This window comes from Limosilactobacillus avium, assembly GCF_947381485.1.
Lineage (GTDB): Bacteria > Bacillota > Bacilli > Lactobacillales > Lactobacillaceae > Limosilactobacillus > Limosilactobacillus avium.
In genome coordinates, this window is the sequence record NZ_CANCWN010000031.1 from 1 (window position 1) to 21,767 (window position 21,767).

Sequence of the window (21,767 nt, forward strand, 5' to 3'; positions counted from 1 at the left end):
CCCATTGAGGTATTCATGGAGAATATCACAGACGCACAGTTAGTTTCTTTCTAACTTAATTTGACATTTCAGGACTATTAAACATGTAATTGTACCAAAATCGTCTACAAAACTGACTAATACAGGAAATGATAGTTTTAAAGAAAAATGTCAAGAAAAAGGATGCTTAAGATTAACGAATTCTAAACAATTAAATGATCCAACTGAAGGAAAGAAATTGTTAAATTTATTAAATTTATCAGCTTCTAGAGAGAATAAGGAATATACTGATTCTAGTATTTTCATTTCGTCAGCTAGTAAGAAAATAGATGATCTTTCTTTATGGAGGGAATATACGGATAATGGAGTAGGAGCATGTTTAGTTTATGACAGTAAATTTTTGAAAAGTCTATATAAAAATGGAAGGGAAAAATTGTTTAAAGTATGTTACATTGACACCGATATAATTGAACTAAAAACAAAGGGGAAAAAAAGAAAAATTCGCTTTAAAGGCGACATGAATGGTATAGATGAGGGAAAGTTAAGCAAAGAAATCTTAAAACTTTATGATTGCGTTAATAACAGTAAGCTTAATGTGGACGACATAATTAATCAACTTGAGACAGTGCGGTATCTCTTTAAGGATGCATCATATGCGTACGAAGATGAATATAGACTGATAGTTAATGAATGTATGCCTAAAAAAATTGTTGCAGAAAATAGTAATAAATGTGATGTTCCTTTTATATATACGTATATTGATTCTGATTGTCCCAAGTATACTAAGGTATATTTGGGACCAAAAGTTATGGAGTGGGATTATATTGCACCATATATAAAGTATTGTTATTCTTCTAAAAACAAAGAGATTTCGGTATGTAAGTCAAGCCAAAATTATAGATAGTATATGCATAGGTACCGAATAACAACACGTCTGTATTTTCAATTCTAATTTCTGTTTCCTATACTGATTACTAGAAATTTAATCAGGAGACTTTTTTATGAAAGGTAAATACGAAATTACTACACTCAATTTTATTTCAAAGCCATCTCCGATGTTGGCACTAATGTAAGCAGTCAATAACGATACGTATTGACTGCTTACTGTGGTGCGCCCGGCATGGGTATTAGCTAGGCGGTGAAAGTCCGCTATGGGCCGTAGTAGTCGGAACCATGAGCCGAGGACAAGGGTGTCCACTGTGAGGTGGAATCTGAAGGAAGTCTAAGGCAAAGTACCGCACCGATGAACAAGAAGTAGCTATAAGGCTGAGAGTAACTGGATAAGGTTGCCATACAAACTAAAGTCCAATACTACTCGAAGTTGCTTTCAGTAAAGCTAACGGTGACATGGTACGAAAGTTAATATTCTTACCCGGGGAGATCTGACCTACACGTTTCCGACAAGAGGAATGAATGAAATTCCACAGAAACAAGCGATGCAGTGATGTAGCGTTGAGTAAGTCAGAAGTCAGCCGAGGTCATAGTAGTCTAATTAGATGAAGGACCGAACGACAATAACTTGTAACTTATATCGGAGGTGTAATCAGGTGCGACAATCGCAGAAAACAGAACCACAAGCTGACCGCTTGTCGAGGATAGGTTTGGAAAACCGAAAGTACACAAGGGCGCGTAGTACCGATTATGGTGAAGGTAAAGTATCCAAGACCAAGTCTTGGACCGCAATAACCTGAACCAGGCTTATTTGCGGGTAAAGAGAAATAAAGGGGCAGCGGGCATTGATGATATGACTGTCGATGACCTTCTGCCATACCTCAGAGAAAATAAAACGGAACTAATTACCAGTTTGCGTGATGGTAGTTATAAACCATCACCAGTCAAACGGGTGGAAATTCCCAAGCCCAATGGTGGAGTGAGAAAACTAGGAATACCAACGGTGGTGGACCGAATGGTCCAACAAGCATTGGCCCAAGTTCTCACGCCCATCTTTGAACATGTTTTCTCAGATAATAGTTTTGGCTTTCGCCCTCAACGAGGTGCCCAAGACGCAATCGAAAGGGTAGTTGATCTATATAATCAGGGTTACCGACGAGTAGTCGACCTAGACCTAAAGGCCTACTTTGACAATGTCAATCATGATTTAATGATTAAATACCTCCAACAATATATTGATGACCCATGGACATTAAGGCTTACTCGCAAATTTCTAACGAGTGGAGTCTTAGACCATGGGCTTTTCGCTAGGAACGATAAAGGAACTCCGCAAGGTGGACCATTATCACCATTACTGGCGAATATTTACTTAAATGAGTTGGATAAAGAGTTGACCAGACGTGGCCATCACTTTGTACGCTATGCGGATGATTGTAATATCTATGTTAAAAGTCAACGGGCTGGAGAACGAGTAATGCGCAGTATTACCCATTTTCTCGAAAAGCAATTGAGGGTTAAAGTTAATCCAGATAAAACTAAAGTTGGTAGTCCCCTAAGATTGAAGTTTCTTGGCTTTTCACTAGGTGTAGACCGTAACGGTGCCTATGCCCGGCCGGCCAAGCAATCACAAAAGCGAGTTAAGCAAGCGCTAAAGCTGTTAACAAAGCGCAATCGGGGAGTATCCATTGAGCAAATGTTTGAGGAAATTCAGCGCAAAATGCGCGGTTGGCTTCAATATTACTCAATTGGGAAACTGACTGGCTTTATTCAACGACTTGACCAGTGGTTAAGGGCGCGAATAAGGCAATATATTTGGAAGCAATGGAAGAAATTCAAAACTAAGGTTACTAACTTACAAAGGTTCGGATTGTCTTATCGTGATGCATATGTATTCGCTAGTACCCGTAAGGGCTACTGGCGAACAGCACACAGTAAGACTTTGAGCTATTCTCTAACTAATAGAAAACTGGAGCACCTTGGACTAATAAATATGTCCAAGACGCTCCAGTCAATTCAAAGTGATTAAGTTGTCGAACCGCCGTATACGGATCCGTACGTACGGTGGTGTGAGAGGTCGGTAGTTGAACTAATCAATTACCTCCTACTCGATTTGCTAAAGACCACATAGATAACTAACAAAAACAAATTCATTTATTACCCGAATGGTATAATAGGAAACCGAGAATTTATATATTTGGGGGAGACATCCACAATGGAACATTATTTGCATTTGAACCGTGCAAAGCGTCTTGCAATGGCGGGCTTGACCCTGACCGTTTGTGGGACCGTCCTGGCACTGCACCAGCAGGCTGCCCACGCCGATGCCACACAGCCAGCTTCAACCACTGACCAGGCAATCGCCGTCTCGACCGCTAGCCAAGCCACAGCAACCAGCAACCAGGTCAGCGTTTCCGCAAGCACGCAGCAGGCCTTCGCTGCCCAGGAAAACAACGTTACTCCTGTCCAGACGACCAACGCCGACCGTGGCAACTACGCCAGCCTTGATTCAGCAACCATCAGTAACGGCCAGCTCAACATCAGTGGTTGGAACGCCAACGGGAGCGCCCAGAGCCGTACCTACCACACGATCATCGTTCTTGATCACACCACTAACCACGAGCTGGGTCGCCAGACCGTTCAACCCGTCCAGCGTCCCGACGTTGCCCAGGCTTACCCAAACGTTGCCGGGGCTGGCAACTCCGGTTGGTCCGCATCCTTTAAAATCAATTCTGCTGACTGGGTCAACCACCAGCTCCAAATCGTTAGCCGCTACAGTGGAGACCAAACCGCTAACGATGGCGCTGATTACTGGTACGCGCCAATTGCCTTTGACCAAAACAACGAAGGGCACTTAGACAGTTGGTCCTTTGCCAACGGCCACTTCCAAGCCAGCGGGTGGAACGCCACCAACGCCAGCTACCAGGACCGCAGTCACTGGATCATTATCTATGACCAAACCCAGCACACCGAACTTTACCGGCAAAAGGTTAATACCACTACCCGTTCTGACGTTGCTCGGGTCTACGGCAATATTTATAACTCCGCCAACTCCGGCTGGTCCTTCGACCACGACTTCGGCAACGACAGCCGCTGGCTCAACGACCAGCTGCAGGTCATTTCCCGCTACAGCTCTGACGACAAGGGTGGGGAAGGGAACCACGTCGACTTCTGGTTTACGCCGGTTCAAGCGGACCGTACCAACCGCGCCAACCTTGATTCCGCATCAATTGCTAATGGCAAGCTGAACCTCGCCGGTTGGCACGCCACTTCGGGTGAAGAGGATCGCCCTTACCACACCATCATCGTCCTGGATAACCAGGGTCACGAGATCGCCCGTCAGCAAGTTACCAATGTTGCCCGTCCCGATGTTGCTCGGGCTTTCGAAAGCCTGTATGATGCTACCAACTCCGGTTGGTCGCTTTCCATGCCGTTAAAGGCGGCCATGGTGGAGGGGCAGATCCGGGTCATTTCCCGTTACAGTGCCACCAAGGACGCCAACGAGAACTACACCGACTACTGGTTTGCCCCAATCAGCTTCAACGCCAACATGGCCGGCATCACCAGCATCAAGAACGAGAACGGCCAGCTTACCATCAACGGTTACCACGCGGCCGATGCGGCTTACGGTGAAACCAACCACTACATCATCCTCTTTGACACGACGGCCAACCGACAAGTGGCCGCTGCCAAGACGCAGTCGGCAGCCACTCCCGCAATTGCCCAGGGACTCGCTGCCTACAACGCCGCTAACTCTGGCTTCACTGCCACCTTGCCGGTAAGCAATAACATTGTCAGCGGCCACCAGTACGCCCTGGTCCTTCGCTACTCGACCAGCGCCAACGGCAACGGTGGGGACGGCCGCTATACTGACAAGTGGCTGCCCCTGACGACCACTAACCAGGGGAGCCTTGATTCCTTCAACATCAGCAATGGTCACCTGTCCGTAGCGGGCTGGAACGCCAACGACTTTGCGGTCGCCGCACCTTACCACTTCCTGATCGTGTTTGACAATACGACCCGGATCCAAGTGGCTGCCCAGCGGGTTACTAATTCGGTCAGCCGTGACGACGTTGCCAAGGTCTACCCCCAGGTTGTTACCGCCGACGAATCCGGCTTCCAAGCCGACCTTGGCCAGGTTAACCTAACGCCTGGTTACTCCTACTCGATCGTCAGCCGCTACTCGAACTCTGCCCAGGGGAATGGTGGCAGTGGTGCTTGCCAAGACATGTGGCTTGGCCCGGTAGCCCTGAACCAGTCAGCCTCCGCAGTTGATTCCATTAGCCAGAGCGGCAACACCCTCCACGTGACCGGCTGGCTGGCTAGTGACCAGCGGCTGAGCCAACCCAACGGCTTTGTCATTGCCCTGTACAACGGCAGGGAGGTTGGCCGGAGTAAGATCAACTTTGTCAGCCGGACGGACGTGGCCGCCAAGTATCCGCAAATTTACCAGAGTGCCAATAGTGGCTTCGCGGTTGACATCCCCGTCACCGCCAGTCAACTGACGAACGGCCAGCTGAGCTTCATCCTCCGTCTGTCCGCTTCCGCCGATGGCAACAGCAACTACACCGATATTCGGACCCGGAACTACGCAACCAACGCCGGGGCCACTACCGTTAGCTATAACAGCAGTGCCAACACCATCAGTGTCAATGGTTGGCACGCTGCCATGGCCACGACCAACCGTCCTTACCAGTACCTAATTGTTATTGGGGCTGATGGGCACGAATTCTACCGTCGGGCCCTGAATAACACCAATTCGAACCAGTCATCAGGTGCGGGCGCCAGCCAGGCACCGTGGATCGGTAACGCCGGCCAGTCTGGCTTTGCCGCCACGCTCCCGGTTAACGCCGCCATGAACCACTGGGGCGTCAAGGTTATCCACCGCTACACCGACGATGCCGCCGGTAACGGTAACGCCGTTGACTTCGTTTCCCCAATGGTTAGCATCAACTCCGGTTTCCAGCACCTCAACGGCGGGACGGTCTACTACGACCCTGACCGGGGGCAAGTGGCAACCGGCTGGCGGACGATCAACAACAACCGCTACTACTTCTCCGATGGTTACGAAAACCAACCGAACCCCGATGACCTCTGGGTTTACAACGACCAGCTTCACGGTCAGATGTACACCGGGATCAACTATGTCGATGGTCACTGCTACGACTTCGGCACGAACGGGATTGCCCGGGCCCTGCCACAAAACGATGGCTGGTCCTGGCCATTCCCTGCCGATGGGGAAGGTTACTTTGCCTCAGGGCAGGCCTTTGGTTATTCTTCCTATCCACGGAAAAACGGTTTCCACGACGGCCTGGACTTCGGTGCCTATGACCACCCTGGCGCCGCGGTTCACGCCGTTCACGGTGGGAAGGTCTTAGACGTCAACACCTGCCGTGACGACAAGGGGCAGATCATGTGGTGGTACGCTATCGTCTACGATGGTCGTTACCTCTACGTCTACCAGGAAGCCTTCAGTAACCGCAACCAGATCACCATCAACCGGAACCAGATTATCTATCCGGGGCAGGTCATCGGTTACCGGAACACTGACCACCTCCACCTCGGCATCAACACCAGTCCAAACTACGGTGTTGACCTGGCTCACTCCTTCCAGCCAAGTTGGACCGATCCGAACCAGGCCACGGGTAGTGGAACCTGGCTGAACCCGCAAACGGTTATCCGCAACCGGGGTTAAGTTACGAAATATTGCTAACAGATTAAAGGACCATGACATTTGTGCGTGTCACGGTCCTTTTTTGCGGATTGGGGTTAAAATATAGGTTATGAAAATGAGGAGGAATTAATGCATGAAAGCAAGCATTGCGCGTGTTACAACACTGGCAGCGATCACGACCGTTGCCGGCTTGGTGATTGCCGGACAAAACGTCAAGGCGGATACCACGACCGCCACGACGACGTCGGATACTACCCAGACGACAACAACGACAACCACCCCGAATTATGTTCAGCTCTATTCAGATAACCTGAACCAGGTCAAGGCGACCCAGAACGTTAACATCCCCGATGGCTACACTCTGGACGCCGTCCGTAACGTCAACAGTTCCGCCGCTGCCCAGGCACTGGAGCAAAAGGCCCAGCAGGGATTGTACAGCAACGACTACCAGTCGGATTCCACGGCGGCCCAGGAGAAGGTCGACGTTAACAACCTGACGTCTGATCAGGTTGCCGAGATGAACCAGTACGGCCTCAGTTTGGTGAACAAGGTCCGGTCCGAGTTTGGCCAGGAGCCGTTCGTCCAAAACGAGGGGACCATCAATGAGACCCGCAACGTTGCCCTCCAGTACCAGGCCAAGAACGAGTCCCTACTCAACGGGGGCTGGCACGACTTTGCCATTTTAAACGGCCGGTCGGAAAACATTGCGGCCCAGCAGATCTACATTGACAACGTTTCGGGCTTGCGGGCCCGGCCGTTTGCGGAGGCCAAGGGGCGCGACTTTGTGGACAATAGCGCCGTGCCGCTCTTTACCATCACGACCATGGATGACCTCCGGGCGTCGATCTTTTACGGGGTGATGGGGATGCTCTTCAACGACGCGGCCGATAATTTCGGTCACGCCCAGAACTTCCTGACCGTCAACCAGCCGGTGACGGCCATGGCCCTGTACCCATCACTGACCTATGGGACCGGGACCGGGCGGTATGCCAACGGGACGACCTTTAAGTTCCAGCTGGAAAACATCGACATGCACTACGTTTGGACATCCGGGACCGACTTCAACGCCAGTGACTACAGCAATGCCGGCACCGTGGTCGGGAACTGGGACCAAAACGACAATGGCAATTACGCCTACCTAGATGGGGCTCACCTGACGACGGACGGGTCAATCGTCGCCACCGGTTGGCACGCGACTAACGCCAGTCAGGGGCGGGCCTACCACTACATCATCGCCCTTGACCAGAATGGCCACGAGCTGGGGCGGACCCTGGTTACCCCGGTCACCCGGTCGGATGTTCAGGCGGTCCATAACGTTTACAACGCCCTTCACTCTGGTTTTTCTGTCAAAATTAACTTGGGGGATGACCTGGCCAACACGACTGCCGTCCAGCTGATCAGTCGCTACAGCAGTGACGCTGCCGGAAACGAGAATTACGTGGACTACTGGTTTGCCCCGGTTGCCGTGGACCAGTCTAACCGGGCCTGCCTCGACCAGGCGAAGGTCATTGATGGTCAGTTACACCTGACCGGCTGGCACGCCACCAACAAGGCCGCCAACCGTCCTTACCACTACATCATCGTCCTCAACAACGGCCGGGAGGTGGCCCGGCAGCTGGTCACTGACGGGGTCAATCGGGCCGACGTCGCCAATGTCTACCCGGACGTTGACCGGGCCGCCAAGTCGGGCTTTGATGTTAACTTCCCCGTTGACAAGCTGAACTTTAACCAACGGATCCAAGTTCTTAGCCGTTACACGGACGACCCGGCGGGGAACGGCAACGCGGTGGACTATTACTTCGCACCGCTGACGGAGGGTAACTACGCCAATCTTGGCCACCTGGATAACTTCAGCATTAGCGGCGGCAAGCTCAACATCAGCGGTTGGCACGCCAACGCCGTTTCCCAGTTTGAGCAGCACCACTTCATTATCCTATACGACAGCACGGATAACCGCCAGGTCGCATCCTTTAATGTCGATAGTGTTGCCCGGCCGGATGTCCAGCGGGTTTACCCGGGAATCACTGGTGCCGGTCAGTCCGGCTTCAACTTGAGCCTGGACCTGAAGGACGCCCAGATTGTTCCCGGCCACCAGTACGTGATCATCAGTCGCTACTCAAGTTCGGCCACGGGAAATGGCAACGGAAATGGCAGCCAGTACACGGACTACTGGTACCCGTCAACAGTGCTGGAAAGCGGCAATGAAGCGGGGCACCTGGATAGCTGGCGTGTCCAACCATCTGGTGCGGGTCAATACACCGTGACGGCAGCCGGCTGGCACGCCACGCGGATGGTCAACCCGGTACACACCTTGATCCTGTTCGATAATACCCTGGGCAGGGAGGTCAGCCGCCACACCTTGACCACTCAACAAACGGGGCTGGACCGGGCGGACGTCGCGGCGGCGGTCGGTAACCAGTATGCGGATGCCGGCCAGTCCGGCTTTAATGCCCAGTGGACGGTCACCAATCTCCGTCCTGGTGACGACTACAAGTTGATCAGCCGTTACTCACTGACGACTAATGCCGACCAGGGCTACGTTGACTACGACTTCCCAATTGGTAAGATGAATATTCAATAGCGCACAAAAGAAGCTGGAAAAAAGCTTCAGAGTGCTCCGTATGGCTAGTATAGGACGATTGTTGGCACGGTACGGGCCAATGATTGTCCGTAACTAGACACTAGGAGCACGCTTTTTTTCCGCGATTACTGTGTAATATTCGGAAAACTAAAAGCGGCTGGTGAGAAAACAAAGTTTTCTCCCAGCCGCTTTTGTGGAATGCTATTATTTAGTTTTAATTAGTGGTGACTAACAACAGCATTGTTTGGTAATTGACCGGACCAGTCTTGGTATTGAACCTGGCTGCTGCCCTTGGTGGTGTAACGGTCCATCCCGTCACTGTCAACGTGGTGGGTTACGCCCTTAGCATCGGTCCAGGTTGCGACGTCACCCAAGCCCAGTTGGATAGGCTGGTTTTGCTTAACGTTCGTTGCTGGTTCTTCCGCAGTCTTTGCTGGTGCAACTGTGGATGTTGCTGTATTGTTGGCAGCAACTGCGCTGTTGTGTTGGACAGCTGTCGTGCTGGAGCTTACAGCAGTTTGGCTGCTGGTGGTAGCACTTGAAGTAGTGCTATTAGCAGAAGTTGAGTTCTTTGCGGCTGCGTACTTAGCATCCGTCTTCGCGGAAGCCTTGTTGGCCTTCTTGTGGCTGCTTTGCTTAACCACTTGTTCACTGTTTGCTTGGTGGGTCTTATGCGTGCTGGTTGCACTATTAGCAGCGCAACCACCCAGACCTAAAGCAAGTAAGACAACTAACGAACCATTTAATACTTTCTTGTTTAACTTCATAATAATAGCACCCCTTCCACAATGTTGTTTTAGCATTGTTCGTATCTCATTCGATATAAATATTGTAACATGTCTGAAATATTTATGTAACCTTTTAGTCAATAAAATGTCATTTTGTCTTAATCTTGCCGCTTGCTAGAACGCCGCCAAATGCGGTGCTGGTGGGCTTGGTGCGGCGAAAAGGGGACCCAAAATAAAAGTTACGAAAAGTGTTACGAGCTGAAATCAAAAGTGGGCGCCTATCTTTTTGAGGCAAAAAGCCTTATGATGTGAGGGTACTTAATTAGAAATGAGGAAACATTGTGGATAAAAAGTTTAATCGTTGGCTCTTTTGGCCGTTAACGCTTCTGGTAATTGCGACGTTAATCTTTGTCTGTACCAAAATTCAGTTCATCTTCCGGCCGTTCTTTACATTTATTTCGGTCGTCTTCGTGCCCCTGATCCTGTCGGGTTTTCTATATTACATGTTGAACCCGATCCTGAAGCTGATCATGAAGGTCAAAGTCGGGCGCTTTAAAATGAATAAGGGAATCGCCAGCCTGCTACTGGTGGTCGTCCTCATTCTTATTATTGCGGGAGGTCTGGCGGCATTGATTCCACCGGTCGTCAAGGAAATTACTACCCTGGTGACCCACTTGCCACAGACGGTGAGTGGGGTGCAAAAGCTGCTCAACGACACGGTCCAGCACTCCTTCTTGAAGAACGTCGACCTGTCATCTTACTACCGGCAGTTTGACCACCAGCTGGCCAAGTACGCTCAGGTTATCTTGAAGGGGTTGAGTAGCCGGGTCGGTGACATCGTTGGTGCCGTCACCAACGTTACGATTGTGACGATCACGGTTCCGGTAATGCTCTTCTACATGCTCAAGGATGGCGATAAGCTGGCCCCGAGTATTCAGAAGTGGCTCTCACCGCACCACGCTAAGGAAGTCGACGAGCTGCTGAGCAAGATGAACAACACCCTGTCCTCCTACATCGCCGGGCAGGTAATTGAGTGCCTGTTCGTGGCCGTCTTTACCTCCATCGGTTACATGATTATCAAGCAGCCCCTGGCCCTGGTCCTCGGGATCGTGGCCGGCCTCTGCAACATCATTCCCTACATCGGGCCCTACATTGGGATTGCTCCGGCCCTGTTTGTTTCATTGACCATGGCCCCCAAGAAGTTGATTCTAGTGATCATTGTCGTGATTATCGTCCAACAAATTGACGGGAACGTGATCTACCCGAATATTATCGGGAAGTCACTCAAGATTCACCCGCTGACTATTATCCTGCTGTTGCTGGCTGCCGGTCACATTGCGGGGGTGGCGGGGATGATCCTCTGCATCCCGGCCTACGCGGTGGTGAAAACCGTCTGCGAGTACTTCTTTGACATCTACCGGATTGAGCACCCGGTCACGGAAGAAAAGAAAGAGTAAAAAAGAACTTTAGCGTTCGGCGCATGATACCGAATCGCTAAAGTTCTTTTTCATTCGTCTTGCCCATCCACAATGACGTAGTTGCCGGTGATGAACCTGTTCTTACCGATCTGGTACCAGGTAATCTCACCGTTATCGTTGAGTTGACCGGTGATCTGGACGCGCTTGCCGTCCTCAATCGTGTCAACCTTTTTCCCGTATGGGGCATCGAAGACATCGGCGGCCTTGCCAGGGAGGTAGTCGATGGTCCCCTGGACATCCTTGAGGGGCATGATGGTCAGGTTATCGGCGATGGGGGAAGGAATTTTCTCATCCGTGAAGGGGTCGTTGACAACCCGCATGTTCTCGTACTTGACCCACTGGCCGGCACCCAACTCGTACCAGGTGTCACCACTCTCGGTATCAACCCGGTGGAAGGCCTTAACAACGATTCCGGCCGGAACGGGGTCGTTGATTGGCATCCCGTTGACCGTATCGTAGACCTTGGTGGTTTTGTCAATCTGGAGGTAGATGTCAATGTCCTCGACGTTTTGCCAGCTCTGCTTCCGGTAGTAGAGCTTGACGTCACGGCGCTGCATGTCAAAAGTCCCGTTGGCTTGTCCTTCCATCTTTATGAAGCGGTAGTGGGGGAACTCCTTCTTGTCGATGTGGTAATTGCAGCCCTGAATTCCGCGCAAAAGTTGGGGAACCATGATATTTTCGCCACTATCAATATCAATGTAGTAAACCCAAACCGGGTTCCCAGTCTTAAAATGTCCTAGCATATTTCCACCCCATTATAAAAATCTATTATTCTTATTATACCGCATTTTGTAGGGCCCGCCGCGCCTTTGGTATATATCTGGTTATTCCTTTAGCAAACTGTTAAAATTAGGACATTCAATAGATAGGTAGGGTGACAGATGAGACACCAGCAGATTCACCGGACCACGCTCCGGGCGATTTTTATTGCAATTATTCTAATCCAGGACTTCGTACCATTCTTTGGTAACATCCCCTTGGGCCCGCTTAGCATCACGACCATGCACGTGACCGTGATCATCGCGGCCATCGTCATGGGGCCCGTCGATGGGGCAATTATCGGCGGCACCTGGGGGCTGCTTACCTGGGTCCGTGCCTTCGTGGCCCCGTCCAGTCCGCTGGCGCCATTGGTCTTTGTGAACCCCCTGGTGTCAGTCATGCCGCGGATCATGATTGGCCTGGTGGCGGGGGCCCTTTACCGGGGCATCAGTCACTGGCCTAAGTTAAATAAGGTCGCGATGGTCGCTGCCGGGATTGCGGGGAGTTTGACCAACACCGTTTTGGTCCTGGGGATGGTGGCCGTTTTTTACCGGACACCGGCGGTTGCCCATGCTTACGGGGTTGACGTTGACCACCTTCTGCCGACGCTGGAGGTAATCATGGCGACCAACGGGGTGGCGGAACTGGTCCTCGCGGCGTTTGCGGTTCCGCTGATTGCCTACCCGGTCCTGGAAGTTCGCCGTCGGTTGGCGATGTCTTGAGACACAAAAAAAGCTGGAGAGAATTTCTTCCCTCCAGCTTTTTCGTATATCTATTACTTGTCTTCTTCTGCTTCAGGAGCAGCGGTGTCGTCTGCCGCCACAACAGTGATATTACCATCACCGTCTAACTTGGCAGCCAGCTTGTGGGCATCGTTGTGGTCGAGAACGTAGTCGGCAATCCGGTCTTCAATCTGCTCTTGGATTACCCGGCGCAGTGGACGGGCACCCATCTTCGGATCGTAACCAAGGTCGACCAGCTTTTCAGCGACATCCTTTGGCACATCAATGTGGAGCTTCCGGTCAGCCAACATGGTGTTAACGTCGGTGATCATCAGGTTGACGATCTTCATCAGGTCGTCCTTGGTCAGGGCGTTGAACTGAACGATGTCGTCGAACCGGTTCAGAAATTCGGGCTTGAAGTAGTTGGTCAGCTTGTCGATGATCGAGTGGGTCGAGCCAGAAGCCTCAGCACCGAAACCAACACTGGCAACGGCGTCCCCAGTCCCGGCGTTCGAGGTCATGATGATGATCGTGTCCTTGAAGCTGACGGTCCGCCCTTGTGAATCGGTCAAGCGACCATCATCAAGGATCTGCAGGAACATGTGCATGACGTCCGGGTGGGCCTTTTCAACTTCATCCAACAGGATCAGGCTGTAAGGGTGACGCCGAACTTGTTCGGTCAGTTGACCGGCTTCTTCGTAACCAACGTAACCAGGAGCGGCCCCGATCAGCTTGGAAGTGGAAGTCTTGTCCATGTATTCGGACATGTCAAACCGAATCATGGCATCCTTGGAACCAAAGAGCTGCTTGGCCAGTTGCTTGGCAGTTTCGGTCTTCCCGACCCCGGTAGGACCAACAAAGAGGAAGGAACCAATCGGCCGACCAGACTTGTTCAGCCCAATCCGGTTCCGGCGAATGGCCCGGGCAATCTTGTCCACGGCCTGGTTTTGACCAATGACGTGGGCTTCGAGCTTCTTATCCAGGTCACGGAGCTGGTTTTCTTCTTGTTGCTGAAGGTCACCAACGGGGATGTTGGTCTTCTCTTCAACAATCTTTTGCATGTCCTTGTCGGTAACCGTTGCTGATTCCTCAGTGTGGTTTTCTTCGGCATCCTTCTTGGCCTTTTCCAGGCGGGTAACCTGGTCACGGTAGAAGGCGGCCTTTTCGTAGTCCTGGTTGTCAACCGCTTGTTGCTTGTGGGCCTCAGCCGTATGGATCTCGTTTTCAATCATGTTAGGATCCGCGGTCTTCAAGGTCAGGTTCTTCCGTGAACCGGCTTCGTCCATCAGGTCAATGGCCTTGTCAGGCAGGAAGCGGTCTTGGATGTAGCGGTCAGAAAGTTTGGCCGCCGCAACAATTGCCGCATCAGTGTACTTAACGTGGTGGTAGTCCTGGTAGCGACCCTTGATCCCGTTCAGGATTTGGATGGTTTCTTCAACAGTTGGTTCGTCTACTTGGACTGGTTGGAACCGCCGGGCGAGGGCGGCATCCTTTTCAATCTTCCGGTACTCGTTTAAGGTCGTGGCCCCAATCAGTTGGAAGTCACCACGGGCAAGGGCTGGCTTCAAGACGTTGCCGGCGTCCATGCCACCCTCAGCATTCCCGGCACCCATGATTTCGTGGATTTCGTCGATGAAGAGGATGATGTTCTTGTTCTTTTGAACTTCCTTCATTAATTGTTGCATCCGTTGTTCGAACTGGCCCCGGATTCCGGTCCCTTGAACAAGGGATACGACGTCCAGCCGGATAATTTCCTTGTTGGCCAGCTTCTCTGGTACTTGGCCAGAAACGATGGATTGGGCGAGCCCTTCAACAACGGCCGTCTTACCAACCCCGGCTTCACCAATCAAAACTGGGTTGTTCTTTGTCCGCCGGTTTAAAATTTCAATGACCCGGTTGATTTCCTTGTCCCGGCCGATCACTGGGTCGATCTTGCCTTGGCGGGCCAGGTCGGTCATGTTAATGCCGTATTGGCCAAGGATTCCCTTGACATTCCGGCCGCCACCCTGGCGTTGGTTCTGGGTGTTGGCGTTTTGGCCATTAGCGTTAGCGGCTTGGCCTTGCATGTTGTTCATTGCGTTCATAAAGTCTTCGAGGTTTCCAAAACCGAAGTTGTTCATTCCGTTACCCCCGTTCATCATATTTGCTTGTAAGTTTTGTAATTTTTGATAGCATTCTTGGCAGAGGTCAACTTGAATCCGCTGACCGTTAAAACTCATTTGTAAGTGAATCGTCGCTGGATTCCGATGACAATTTTGACAAAGCATCTATATTAGTACCTCCCTGAAAAAGATAGTCAAAAATATGTTTGACCTTTCTTGACCATTGATTACATTATACTTACTTTTTATCGCTGTGCAAGGAATATGACTGCCCTTTAGAAAAAAGTAAGGATTGATCACGTTTCATTTTAGCACTCTTTACAATTGTTTGCTAAAATTAGGGGGCCGGGTGTGTATAATAGGAATAGAAAATAAATTTGGAGGTGGGAGTGCTTGGCAGAACGTGATTTTAAGCAGGAACTTGACGACCTGCGCGCGGGCAAGATTGACCAGTTTGAGATTGGCCCTGACAACTTTCAGGAGTTTCAACGGATCTATCATGCCTACCCGTACCGGACCCAGATAACGGGGCAGGCCCACATTGGTGGCAAGATTATTTACCGGATGATTAAACGGTAAGATGCCTTTTAACCACCTTGTATTTACCGCTTACAATTGCTAAAATGTATCTATCGAGGTGTATCAGTGTTAGAATAAGCACTGGTAAAAAGTAAATCTGCTCGAAGGAGACTGATTAAAAATGGAAAAACGCGATTTTACAATTACTGCTGAAACTGGTATTCATGCACGTCCAGCAACCATCTTGGTTCAAGCTGCTTCAAAGTTTGCTTCCGATGTTACCTTGTCATACGAAGGCAAGAGCGTTAACTTAAAGTCCATCATGGGTGTTATGTCTCTTGGTGTTGGCCAAAATGCTAAGGTTACGATCACGGCTAGTGGTGACGATGAAAAGGATGCTTTAGATGCCGTTGCTGAAACCATGAAGAAGGAAGGATTGACTGACTAATGTCGCTACTGCTCAATGGGTTAGCAGCCAGCAGTGGGATTGCGATTGCGCCTGCTTACCTATTAGTGGGGTCAGAACTTCCGGTTCAAAAACAGCATATTAGTGATAAGAATCATGAGGTCGCCAGGCTTCATGATTCTTTTGCTTTAAGCCGCCAAGAACTACAAGCAATCCGTGACCAGGCCCACCAGCGACTCGGTCAGCGGGCGGCAACGGTTGTTGATACACAACTGACAATGCTGGATGACCCCGTTTTATTTGATTCAATTGAACAACACATTGTCAGCGAGCAGATTACGGCGGAGTGGGCAGTACAAAAGGTGGCGGACCACTACATGGCCATTTTCGAGCGCCTGAATGACAACGACTACCTCCAGGCGCGGGGGACGGCAATGCATGACCTCGCCAAGCGCTTGTTGAGTCACCTTCTTGGTGTTAAACTCCCCAATCCCAGGCAGTTGGACCACCGGGCAATTATTGTTGCCAACAATATTACCCCGACGGATACAGCCCAGTTTGACCGGCGCTATGTCGCGGGCCTGGTCACGGATATGGGGGGCCGGACCTCCCACTTCACAATCATGAGCAAGACCCTTTCTTTGCCGGTGGTCGTCGGTACGAAGAAGGCCACGACGGCAATCAAGGATGGGGACCTCCTGGTAGTCGACGGTATCCACGGCAAGGTAATTGTTAACCCGTCGGCGGACGAACTCGAGAAGTACCGCCTCCTTGCCGGTAAGTTTGCCCAGGAGCAAGAAGCCTGGGGAGCGTTGCGCAACCAGGAAACCATCAGTCAGGACGGCCGTCATTTCGAGGTTGCGGCTAACGTCGGTACGCTGGCGGATATCCAAGACGCCCAGAACAACGGGGCTGAGGGAATTGGCCTCTTGCGAACCGAGTTCTTGTACATGAACCAGACCAAGCTGCCGGGTGAGGACCAGCAGTTTGATGCCTATAAGCAGTTCGTGGCCGCGATGAACCAGCAGCGGGTGGTTGCCCGGACCCTGGATGTGGGCGGTGACAAGCGCTTGGAAATGGTCCCCCTCCCGCATGAGACCAACCCTTACCTGGGTTTTCGGGCCATCCGGATTGGCTTGGCTAAGCCGGAGATCCTGCGTCCCCAACTGCGGGCGATGCTTCGGGCGTCGGTCTATGGACGGTTAGCCATCATGTTCCCAATGGTGGCCACGATTGAAGAATTCCGCCAGGCGCGGCAAATCTTGGACGAAGAAAAGGCATCACTGGAAAAGGCCGGGGTACCGGTTGCCGACAACATCGAGGTGGGGATGATGCTGGAAATCCCGTCAGTAGCAATGATGGCCGACCTCTTCGCCCAGGATGTTGACTTCTTCAGCATCGGCAGCAATGACCTGATTCAGTACCTCTTTGCGGCCGACCGGGGGAATACCCGGGTTGCCTACCTCTACCAGGAACTCCACCCGGCCGTACTACGGACCGTCAAGCGGGTGATTGACGCGGCCCATGCGGAAGGCAAGTGGGTCGGCATGTGCGGTGAGATGGCTGGTAATCCCTTGGCAACGCCACTGCTGATGGGGATGGGACTGGATGAGTTCTCGATGAACAGTGGCCAGATCCTCCATATCCGGTCCTTGATCAAGCAGATGAACACCCGTCAGCTCCAACCGCTTGTCCACCGGTCCTTAAATGCCCAGACGGCCAGTGCGGTGACCGCGATGGTGAAGAAGTTCTTGAAGGAAAATAACTTGGAGTAAGATCCTTATAAGTTGGGGCCCCAGTCGTGAGTGAGCGACCGGGGCCTTTTGATTTGCCGCTCCTTAAGAAAAAATTAATCTCGCAAACGTGGACTTGTCGATAGCCCGGAATCATCTTACAATAGGAGAAATGTGTCTTTTGCTAAAGAATGGGCACTTTAGTATAATAAATAACATTATGCGAAAACGAATAGATAGGAGCAGTTAGCGTGAATATTGGTCTTTTTACAGATACATATTTTCCCCAGGTCAGTGGAGTAGCGACTTCCATCAAGACCCTCCGTGACGAGCTGACTGCTCAGGGGCACCACGTTTATATCTTTACGACGACTGACCCCCAGGCAAAGAAGGACGATGTTGAAAACGGCATTTACCGCTTTGCCAGCATCCCCTTTGTCTCCTTCACGGACCGGCGAATCGCTATCCGGGGTGGTATTCGGGCAGTTCACCTGGCCCGTCAGTTCCACCTCGATGTTGTTCACAACCAGACCGAGTTTGCCCTGGGGATGATTGGCAAGCTGGTGGCCCACGAATTGGATATTCCGTGTCTGCACACCTACCATACGATGTACCAGGACTACCTTCACTACATTGCCAATGGTCACATCGTCAAGCCAAAGAACGTGGCCACCTATGCGCGTCTTTACATGCACAACATCGACGGGGTGATTGCCCCAAGTAAGCGGGTACTGGATACCCTGCGATCCTATGACGTTACGGCGCCCATCCGGATTATTCCGACGGGGATTAACCTCCGGGTGTACCAGCACCAGGACTCACCAGCAGCGGTCCACGCCCTGCGTGCCAAGTATGGTTACGAAGATGACACGCCGGTCCTCCTTTCTTTGAGTCGGCTGGCCTACGAGAAAAATATCCATACCCTGATTGATGCCATGCCCGATATTCTCGCCCAAAATCCCGCTGTCCAGCTTTTGATTGTTGGTGACGGGCCTGCCCGAAAAACATTGGAACGGCAGGTCCGCCAGATGGACTTAGGGTCCCATGTCCAGTTTGCGGGAGAAATCAAGAATGATGATGTCCACCATTATTACCAAATGGCAGATGTTTTTGTGTCCGCATCAGATTCCGAGTCCCAGGGATTAACTTACGATGAGGCCCTGGCTTCGGACCTACCAATCGTTGTCATGCGCAGCGTCTATACGGACGAACTGATTGATGATCCAGCAATTGGGGTGAGTTTCCAAAAGCGGGAGGACCTGGTCAAGGGGGTCATTCACTACCTGAATAACCCCGGGACCGAGGAGTCCCACCAGAAGCGCCAAGAAAAGCTGCACGCTATTTCGGCGGAAGTTTTTGCCAAGCGGGTAGTCGAGTACTACCGCGATTGTCAAACGACGCTGGCCGAAAGAGAAGTTGCCAAGGCGCGGCACCACCGTCGCCTATTTCATCGTTCGAGGAGTTAGTGATGATTAAAATTACGATGTTTTCATCAGCAGACAAGGTTGCCGGTCAAGGGGTGGGAAGTGCCTATCTGGAACTGATCAACCTGCTGAAGACGCACTTTGAAGATGAATTTGACATTGAAATAAACCACTATCGGACGAGTGACATTAGCCACTACCACACGATCGACCTGCCCTTTTACTTTTCGACCTTTTCGAAGAAGCGGGGACAAAAGGTTGGTTACGTACATTTCTTACCGGAGACCCTGGAAGGTAGTTTGAAAATCCCACAACCATTTCGTGGGATTTTTTATCATTACGTGATTGCCTTCTATAAGCGGATGGATCACCTGGTGGTCGTTAACCCGTCCTTTATTGATAAACTAGTGGCTTATGGGATTCCCCGTGAGCAGATCACTTATATCCCCAACTTTGTGGACAGTGCGCGTTTCCACCCGGTGGATGCTAAACAGCGTCTCGCCCTGCGTAAGAAGTACGGCCTGCCTGTAGATAAGTTCGTTGTCCTGGGAAGTGGTCAGGTTCAGGAACGCAAGGGGGTTCCAGACTTCATCCAACTCGCCAAGCAAAATCCGGACGTCCAATTTGTCTGGGCGGGGGGCTTTTCGTTTGGTCCCTTGACGGATGGCTACCATGAGCTGAAGAAGGTAGTGGAGAACCCGCCGGCCAACCTCAAGTTTACGGGGATCGTTAGCCGGGACGAGATTGCGGAGCTCAACAACGCGGCCGACTTGTTCCTATTACCATCGTTTAACGAGCTCTTTCCTATGTCGGTCCTGGAGGCCTTTAGTTGTGGGACGCCAGTCATGCTGCGCGACCTCGACCTCTACCACAGTATTATCGACGGGGACTACGAACCCGCCAAGGATATCTTGGAAATGCAAGAGAAGTTGACCCTGCTGAGAAATGACCCGGCCCGTCTGGCCCATTGCCAAAAACGGGCCCACGCAGCAGCGGCTCGTTACTCTGAAGACCACCTGGCTAAGATCTGGGAGAAATTCTATCGTGAGCAAGCGGCAAAGGGGGATGACCATGAGTAGGAAGAATTGGTTCGTCCTTATCTTGATGCTCCTGATTGGTGGGGGGATCATTGCGTATTCGTTGCGGACGGTAAACCTCCACCTGCTGGTCCGGGACTTCTTTACTCTAAATTGGTGGTGGATGCTAGTGGCGTTGCTATGTATCTGCCTCTACCTGGGACTAGAAGGGGTGGTCGTCAAGATCTTCATGAATAACCGCCACCCGGACTTTACCTGGAAGGATGCGATGCGCCTTCCACCGATTGAGCAGCTGTTTAACGGGATTACTCCGTTTTCGACTGGTGGACAACCGGCCCAGTTGGTGGGGATGCTCCAGTGTGGGGTTGATGGGGGACTGGCGAGTTCGGTCCTCTTGATGAAGTTCGTTGTCTTTCAGGCGATGATTGTCATTAACTTCTTGATCAGTCTGGTGATTGGTTTTCACTTTATCGCCGAAAAGCTCCACGCCCTTTCCCTGTTCGTCCTGTTTGGCTTTTTAATTCACCTGGCCGTGATTGTCGGTCTTTTACTGGTGATGTACTGGTATAGCTTTACCAAGAAGGCCCTTAATTTGATAATTAAACCGGTGGGGCTCTTTATGAAGCCAGAACGGTACGAACGGCTGCGGGTAACCCTAAATGAGAAGGTCGACACTTTCTACCAGGAAAGTTTACGAATCAAGAGCGAGTACGGTAAGATGTGGCGGGTATGCATCGTCACCTTGTGCCAGCTATTTTTCTACTACGCAATTCCGTATTTCATAATGCTGGCCCTGGGGGTACACCACATTAACTTCGTGATGGTAATCAGCCTGCACGTGCTGATCTTTATGATTATTTCACTCTTCCCGATTCCTGGTGGGGCCGGGGGAGCGGAGTACTCCTTTTCGGTGCTCTTTGCAAGCTTTATCGGTTCGGGGAGTAAGTTAGTGCTCGCAATGATTCTGTGGCGGTTACTGACTTATTACTTCGGAATGTTTGCCGGAATGGTTGCATTACTGGTTAAACCAGATAAAATTAAACATGATATTCAAGATGAGTAGTGGGGCCATTACTCATCTTTTGTTTTGGAGGTGAACAGGAGACAGTGGAGCATTCACAGTTAGTACAAATTATCCGGCGCTTAGATGCAATGAAGCGTGACCGGACGGGGCGAAGGCAGAAACGGACCTTTGAGCAGTTCGGGATTCCGGTGTGTGAGGTCACCTATGTCCAGGGGAGTGGTGAATACGTGTTTGTCCGTTTTCGTCCTCATGAGCGGTTCCGCTTTGACGACATTGACCTGGTAGCAATCGAAGTTTACGACTGCTTATATGATTTGGAGCACACATTTTAATTTTTTATTGAAAAGGTGTTGACGAATTGCTTGGACCTTGGTATATTATTATTTGCTGTTGCGAAGTTGTTATTTTCTTAACAAGTTAATTTCGAAACAGTTGTTGACAGAGATTTGATTCTTTGTTATCATATAAAAGTTGTCTCGAGGGACTGGTTAATTACTTCTTTCGATTACTTGATTGAAAAAAAGTTCTTGACAGTTATTCAATGAGATGATAAAATTTAAGAGCTGTTTGATACAGCTTGGTAGACCTTTGAAAACTGAACAAAGTTTCGACGAATCAAATGTGTAGGGTCTCTGGTCACTTCGGTGATTAGAGCAAAACATTTGCGAAGTCAATTCGCTTAATTAATTTAAATTAGAGCTATTCAAGTTCTT

Annotated in this window: 15 protein-coding genes and 1 pseudogene; 13 read left to right on the forward strand and 3 right to left on the reverse strand. The window is 50.8% G+C overall.

Annotated elements, in window-relative coordinates; genetic code table 11:
- Window positions 1–217 precede the first annotated feature (217 nt).
- From QOS01_RS08685 to QOS01_RS08700, 4 genes and pseudogenes are all read left to right on the forward strand, one after another.
- Window positions 218–883, forward strand: a complete 666-nt coding sequence (locus QOS01_RS08685) for a DUF2971 domain-containing protein (protein WP_283622003.1) — start codon at window positions 218–220, stop codon at window positions 881–883.
- 643 nt (window positions 884–1,526) lie between these two features.
- Window positions 1,527–2,896: pseudogene (gene ltrA / locus QOS01_RS08690) on the forward strand (group II intron reverse transcriptase/maturase).
- A 186-nt stretch (window positions 2,897–3,082) separates the two neighbouring features.
- Window positions 3,083–6,562 (forward strand): peptidase M23, encoded by a 3,480-nt coding sequence (locus tag QOS01_RS08695; RefSeq protein ID WP_283622004.1) that lies wholly within the window; start codon window positions 3,083–3,085, stop codon window positions 6,560–6,562.
- A gap of 112 nt (window positions 6,563–6,674) precedes the next feature.
- Window positions 6,675–9,122 carry an SEC10/PgrA surface exclusion domain-containing protein gene (locus QOS01_RS08700; RefSeq protein WP_283622005.1) on the forward strand — a complete coding sequence of 816 codons (2,448 nt, stop codon included), beginning with the start codon at window positions 6,675–6,677 and terminating at the stop codon, window positions 9,120–9,122.
- 218 nt (window positions 9,123–9,340) lie between these two features.
- Here QOS01_RS08700 and QOS01_RS08705 read toward each other — a convergent pair whose 3' ends face one another.
- Window positions 9,341–9,889 carry a hypothetical protein gene (locus QOS01_RS08705; protein WP_283622006.1) on the reverse strand — a complete coding sequence of 183 codons (549 nt, stop codon included), beginning with the start codon at window positions 9,887–9,889 and terminating at the stop codon, window positions 9,341–9,343.
- A 302-nt stretch (window positions 9,890–10,191) separates the two neighbouring features.
- On the opposite strand from QOS01_RS08705, the gene QOS01_RS08710 reads away from it, so the two are divergent.
- The gene (locus QOS01_RS08710; RefSeq protein ID WP_408612493.1) at window positions 10,192–11,307 is read left to right on the forward strand and encodes an AI-2E family transporter; all 1,116 of its coding nucleotides are present in this window, start codon (window positions 10,192–10,194) and stop codon (window positions 11,305–11,307) included.
- A 50-nt stretch (window positions 11,308–11,357) separates the two neighbouring features.
- On the opposite strand, the gene QOS01_RS08715 is transcribed toward QOS01_RS08710, so the two are convergent.
- The gene (locus QOS01_RS08715) at window positions 11,358–12,071 is read right to left on the reverse strand and encodes a MucBP domain-containing protein (protein ID WP_283622007.1); all 714 of its coding nucleotides are present in this window, start codon (window positions 12,069–12,071) and stop codon (window positions 11,358–11,360) included.
- 138 nt (window positions 12,072–12,209) lie between these two features.
- Here QOS01_RS08715 and QOS01_RS08720 point away from each other — a divergent pair, with 138 nt between their 5' ends.
- On the forward strand, window positions 12,210–12,809 hold the full coding sequence (locus tag QOS01_RS08720; protein ID WP_283622008.1) for an ECF transporter S component: 600 nt from the start codon (window positions 12,210–12,212) through the stop codon (window positions 12,807–12,809).
- A gap of 53 nt (window positions 12,810–12,862) precedes the next feature.
- On the opposite strand, the gene QOS01_RS08725 is transcribed toward QOS01_RS08720, so the two are convergent.
- Window positions 12,863–15,076, reverse strand: coding sequence for an ATP-dependent Clp protease ATP-binding subunit (locus QOS01_RS08725; RefSeq protein ID WP_283622009.1), 2,214 nt, complete (start codon window positions 15,074–15,076; stop codon window positions 12,863–12,865).
- A 228-nt stretch (window positions 15,077–15,304) separates the two neighbouring features.
- On the opposite strand from QOS01_RS08725, the gene QOS01_RS08730 reads away from it, so the two are divergent.
- The 7 genes from QOS01_RS08730 (at window position 15,305) to QOS01_RS08760 (ending at window position 21,386) form a co-directional block, all read left to right on the forward strand.
- Entirely contained in the window at window positions 15,305–15,490 is a 186-nt protein-coding gene (locus tag QOS01_RS08730; protein ID WP_283622010.1) for a hypothetical protein, read from the forward strand.
- A gap of 121 nt (window positions 15,491–15,611) precedes the next feature.
- Window positions 15,612–15,878 (forward strand): phosphocarrier protein HPr, encoded by a 267-nt coding sequence (locus QOS01_RS08735; protein WP_047768045.1) that lies wholly within the window; start codon window positions 15,612–15,614, stop codon window positions 15,876–15,878.
- On the forward strand, window positions 15,878–17,611 hold the full coding sequence (gene ptsP / locus QOS01_RS08740) for a phosphoenolpyruvate--protein phosphotransferase (RefSeq protein WP_283622011.1): 1,734 nt from the start codon (window positions 15,878–15,880) through the stop codon (window positions 17,609–17,611). The genes QOS01_RS08735 and ptsP overlap by 1 nt, the downstream gene beginning before the upstream one ends.
- A 209-nt stretch (window positions 17,612–17,820) precedes the next feature.
- Window positions 17,821–19,035 (forward strand): glycosyltransferase family 4 protein, encoded by a 1,215-nt coding sequence (locus QOS01_RS08745; RefSeq protein ID WP_283622012.1) that lies wholly within the window; start codon window positions 17,821–17,823, stop codon window positions 19,033–19,035.
- A 2-nt stretch (window positions 19,036–19,037) separates the two neighbouring features.
- The gene (locus QOS01_RS08750; protein WP_283622013.1) at window positions 19,038–20,072 is read left to right on the forward strand and encodes a glycosyltransferase family 4 protein; all 1,035 of its coding nucleotides are present in this window, start codon (window positions 19,038–19,040) and stop codon (window positions 20,070–20,072) included.
- Complete coding sequence (locus QOS01_RS08755; protein ID WP_283622014.1) at window positions 20,065–21,093, forward strand: lysylphosphatidylglycerol synthase transmembrane domain-containing protein; 1,029 nt, start codon at window positions 20,065–20,067, stop codon at window positions 21,091–21,093. The genes QOS01_RS08750 and QOS01_RS08755 overlap by 8 nt, the downstream gene beginning before the upstream one ends.
- A gap of 44 nt (window positions 21,094–21,137) precedes the next feature.
- Window positions 21,138–21,386: a YkuJ family protein gene (locus tag QOS01_RS08760; protein WP_283622015.1), complete on the forward strand. Its 249-nt coding sequence runs from the start codon at window positions 21,138–21,140 to the stop codon at window positions 21,384–21,386.
- Window positions 21,387–21,767 lie beyond the last annotated feature (381 nt).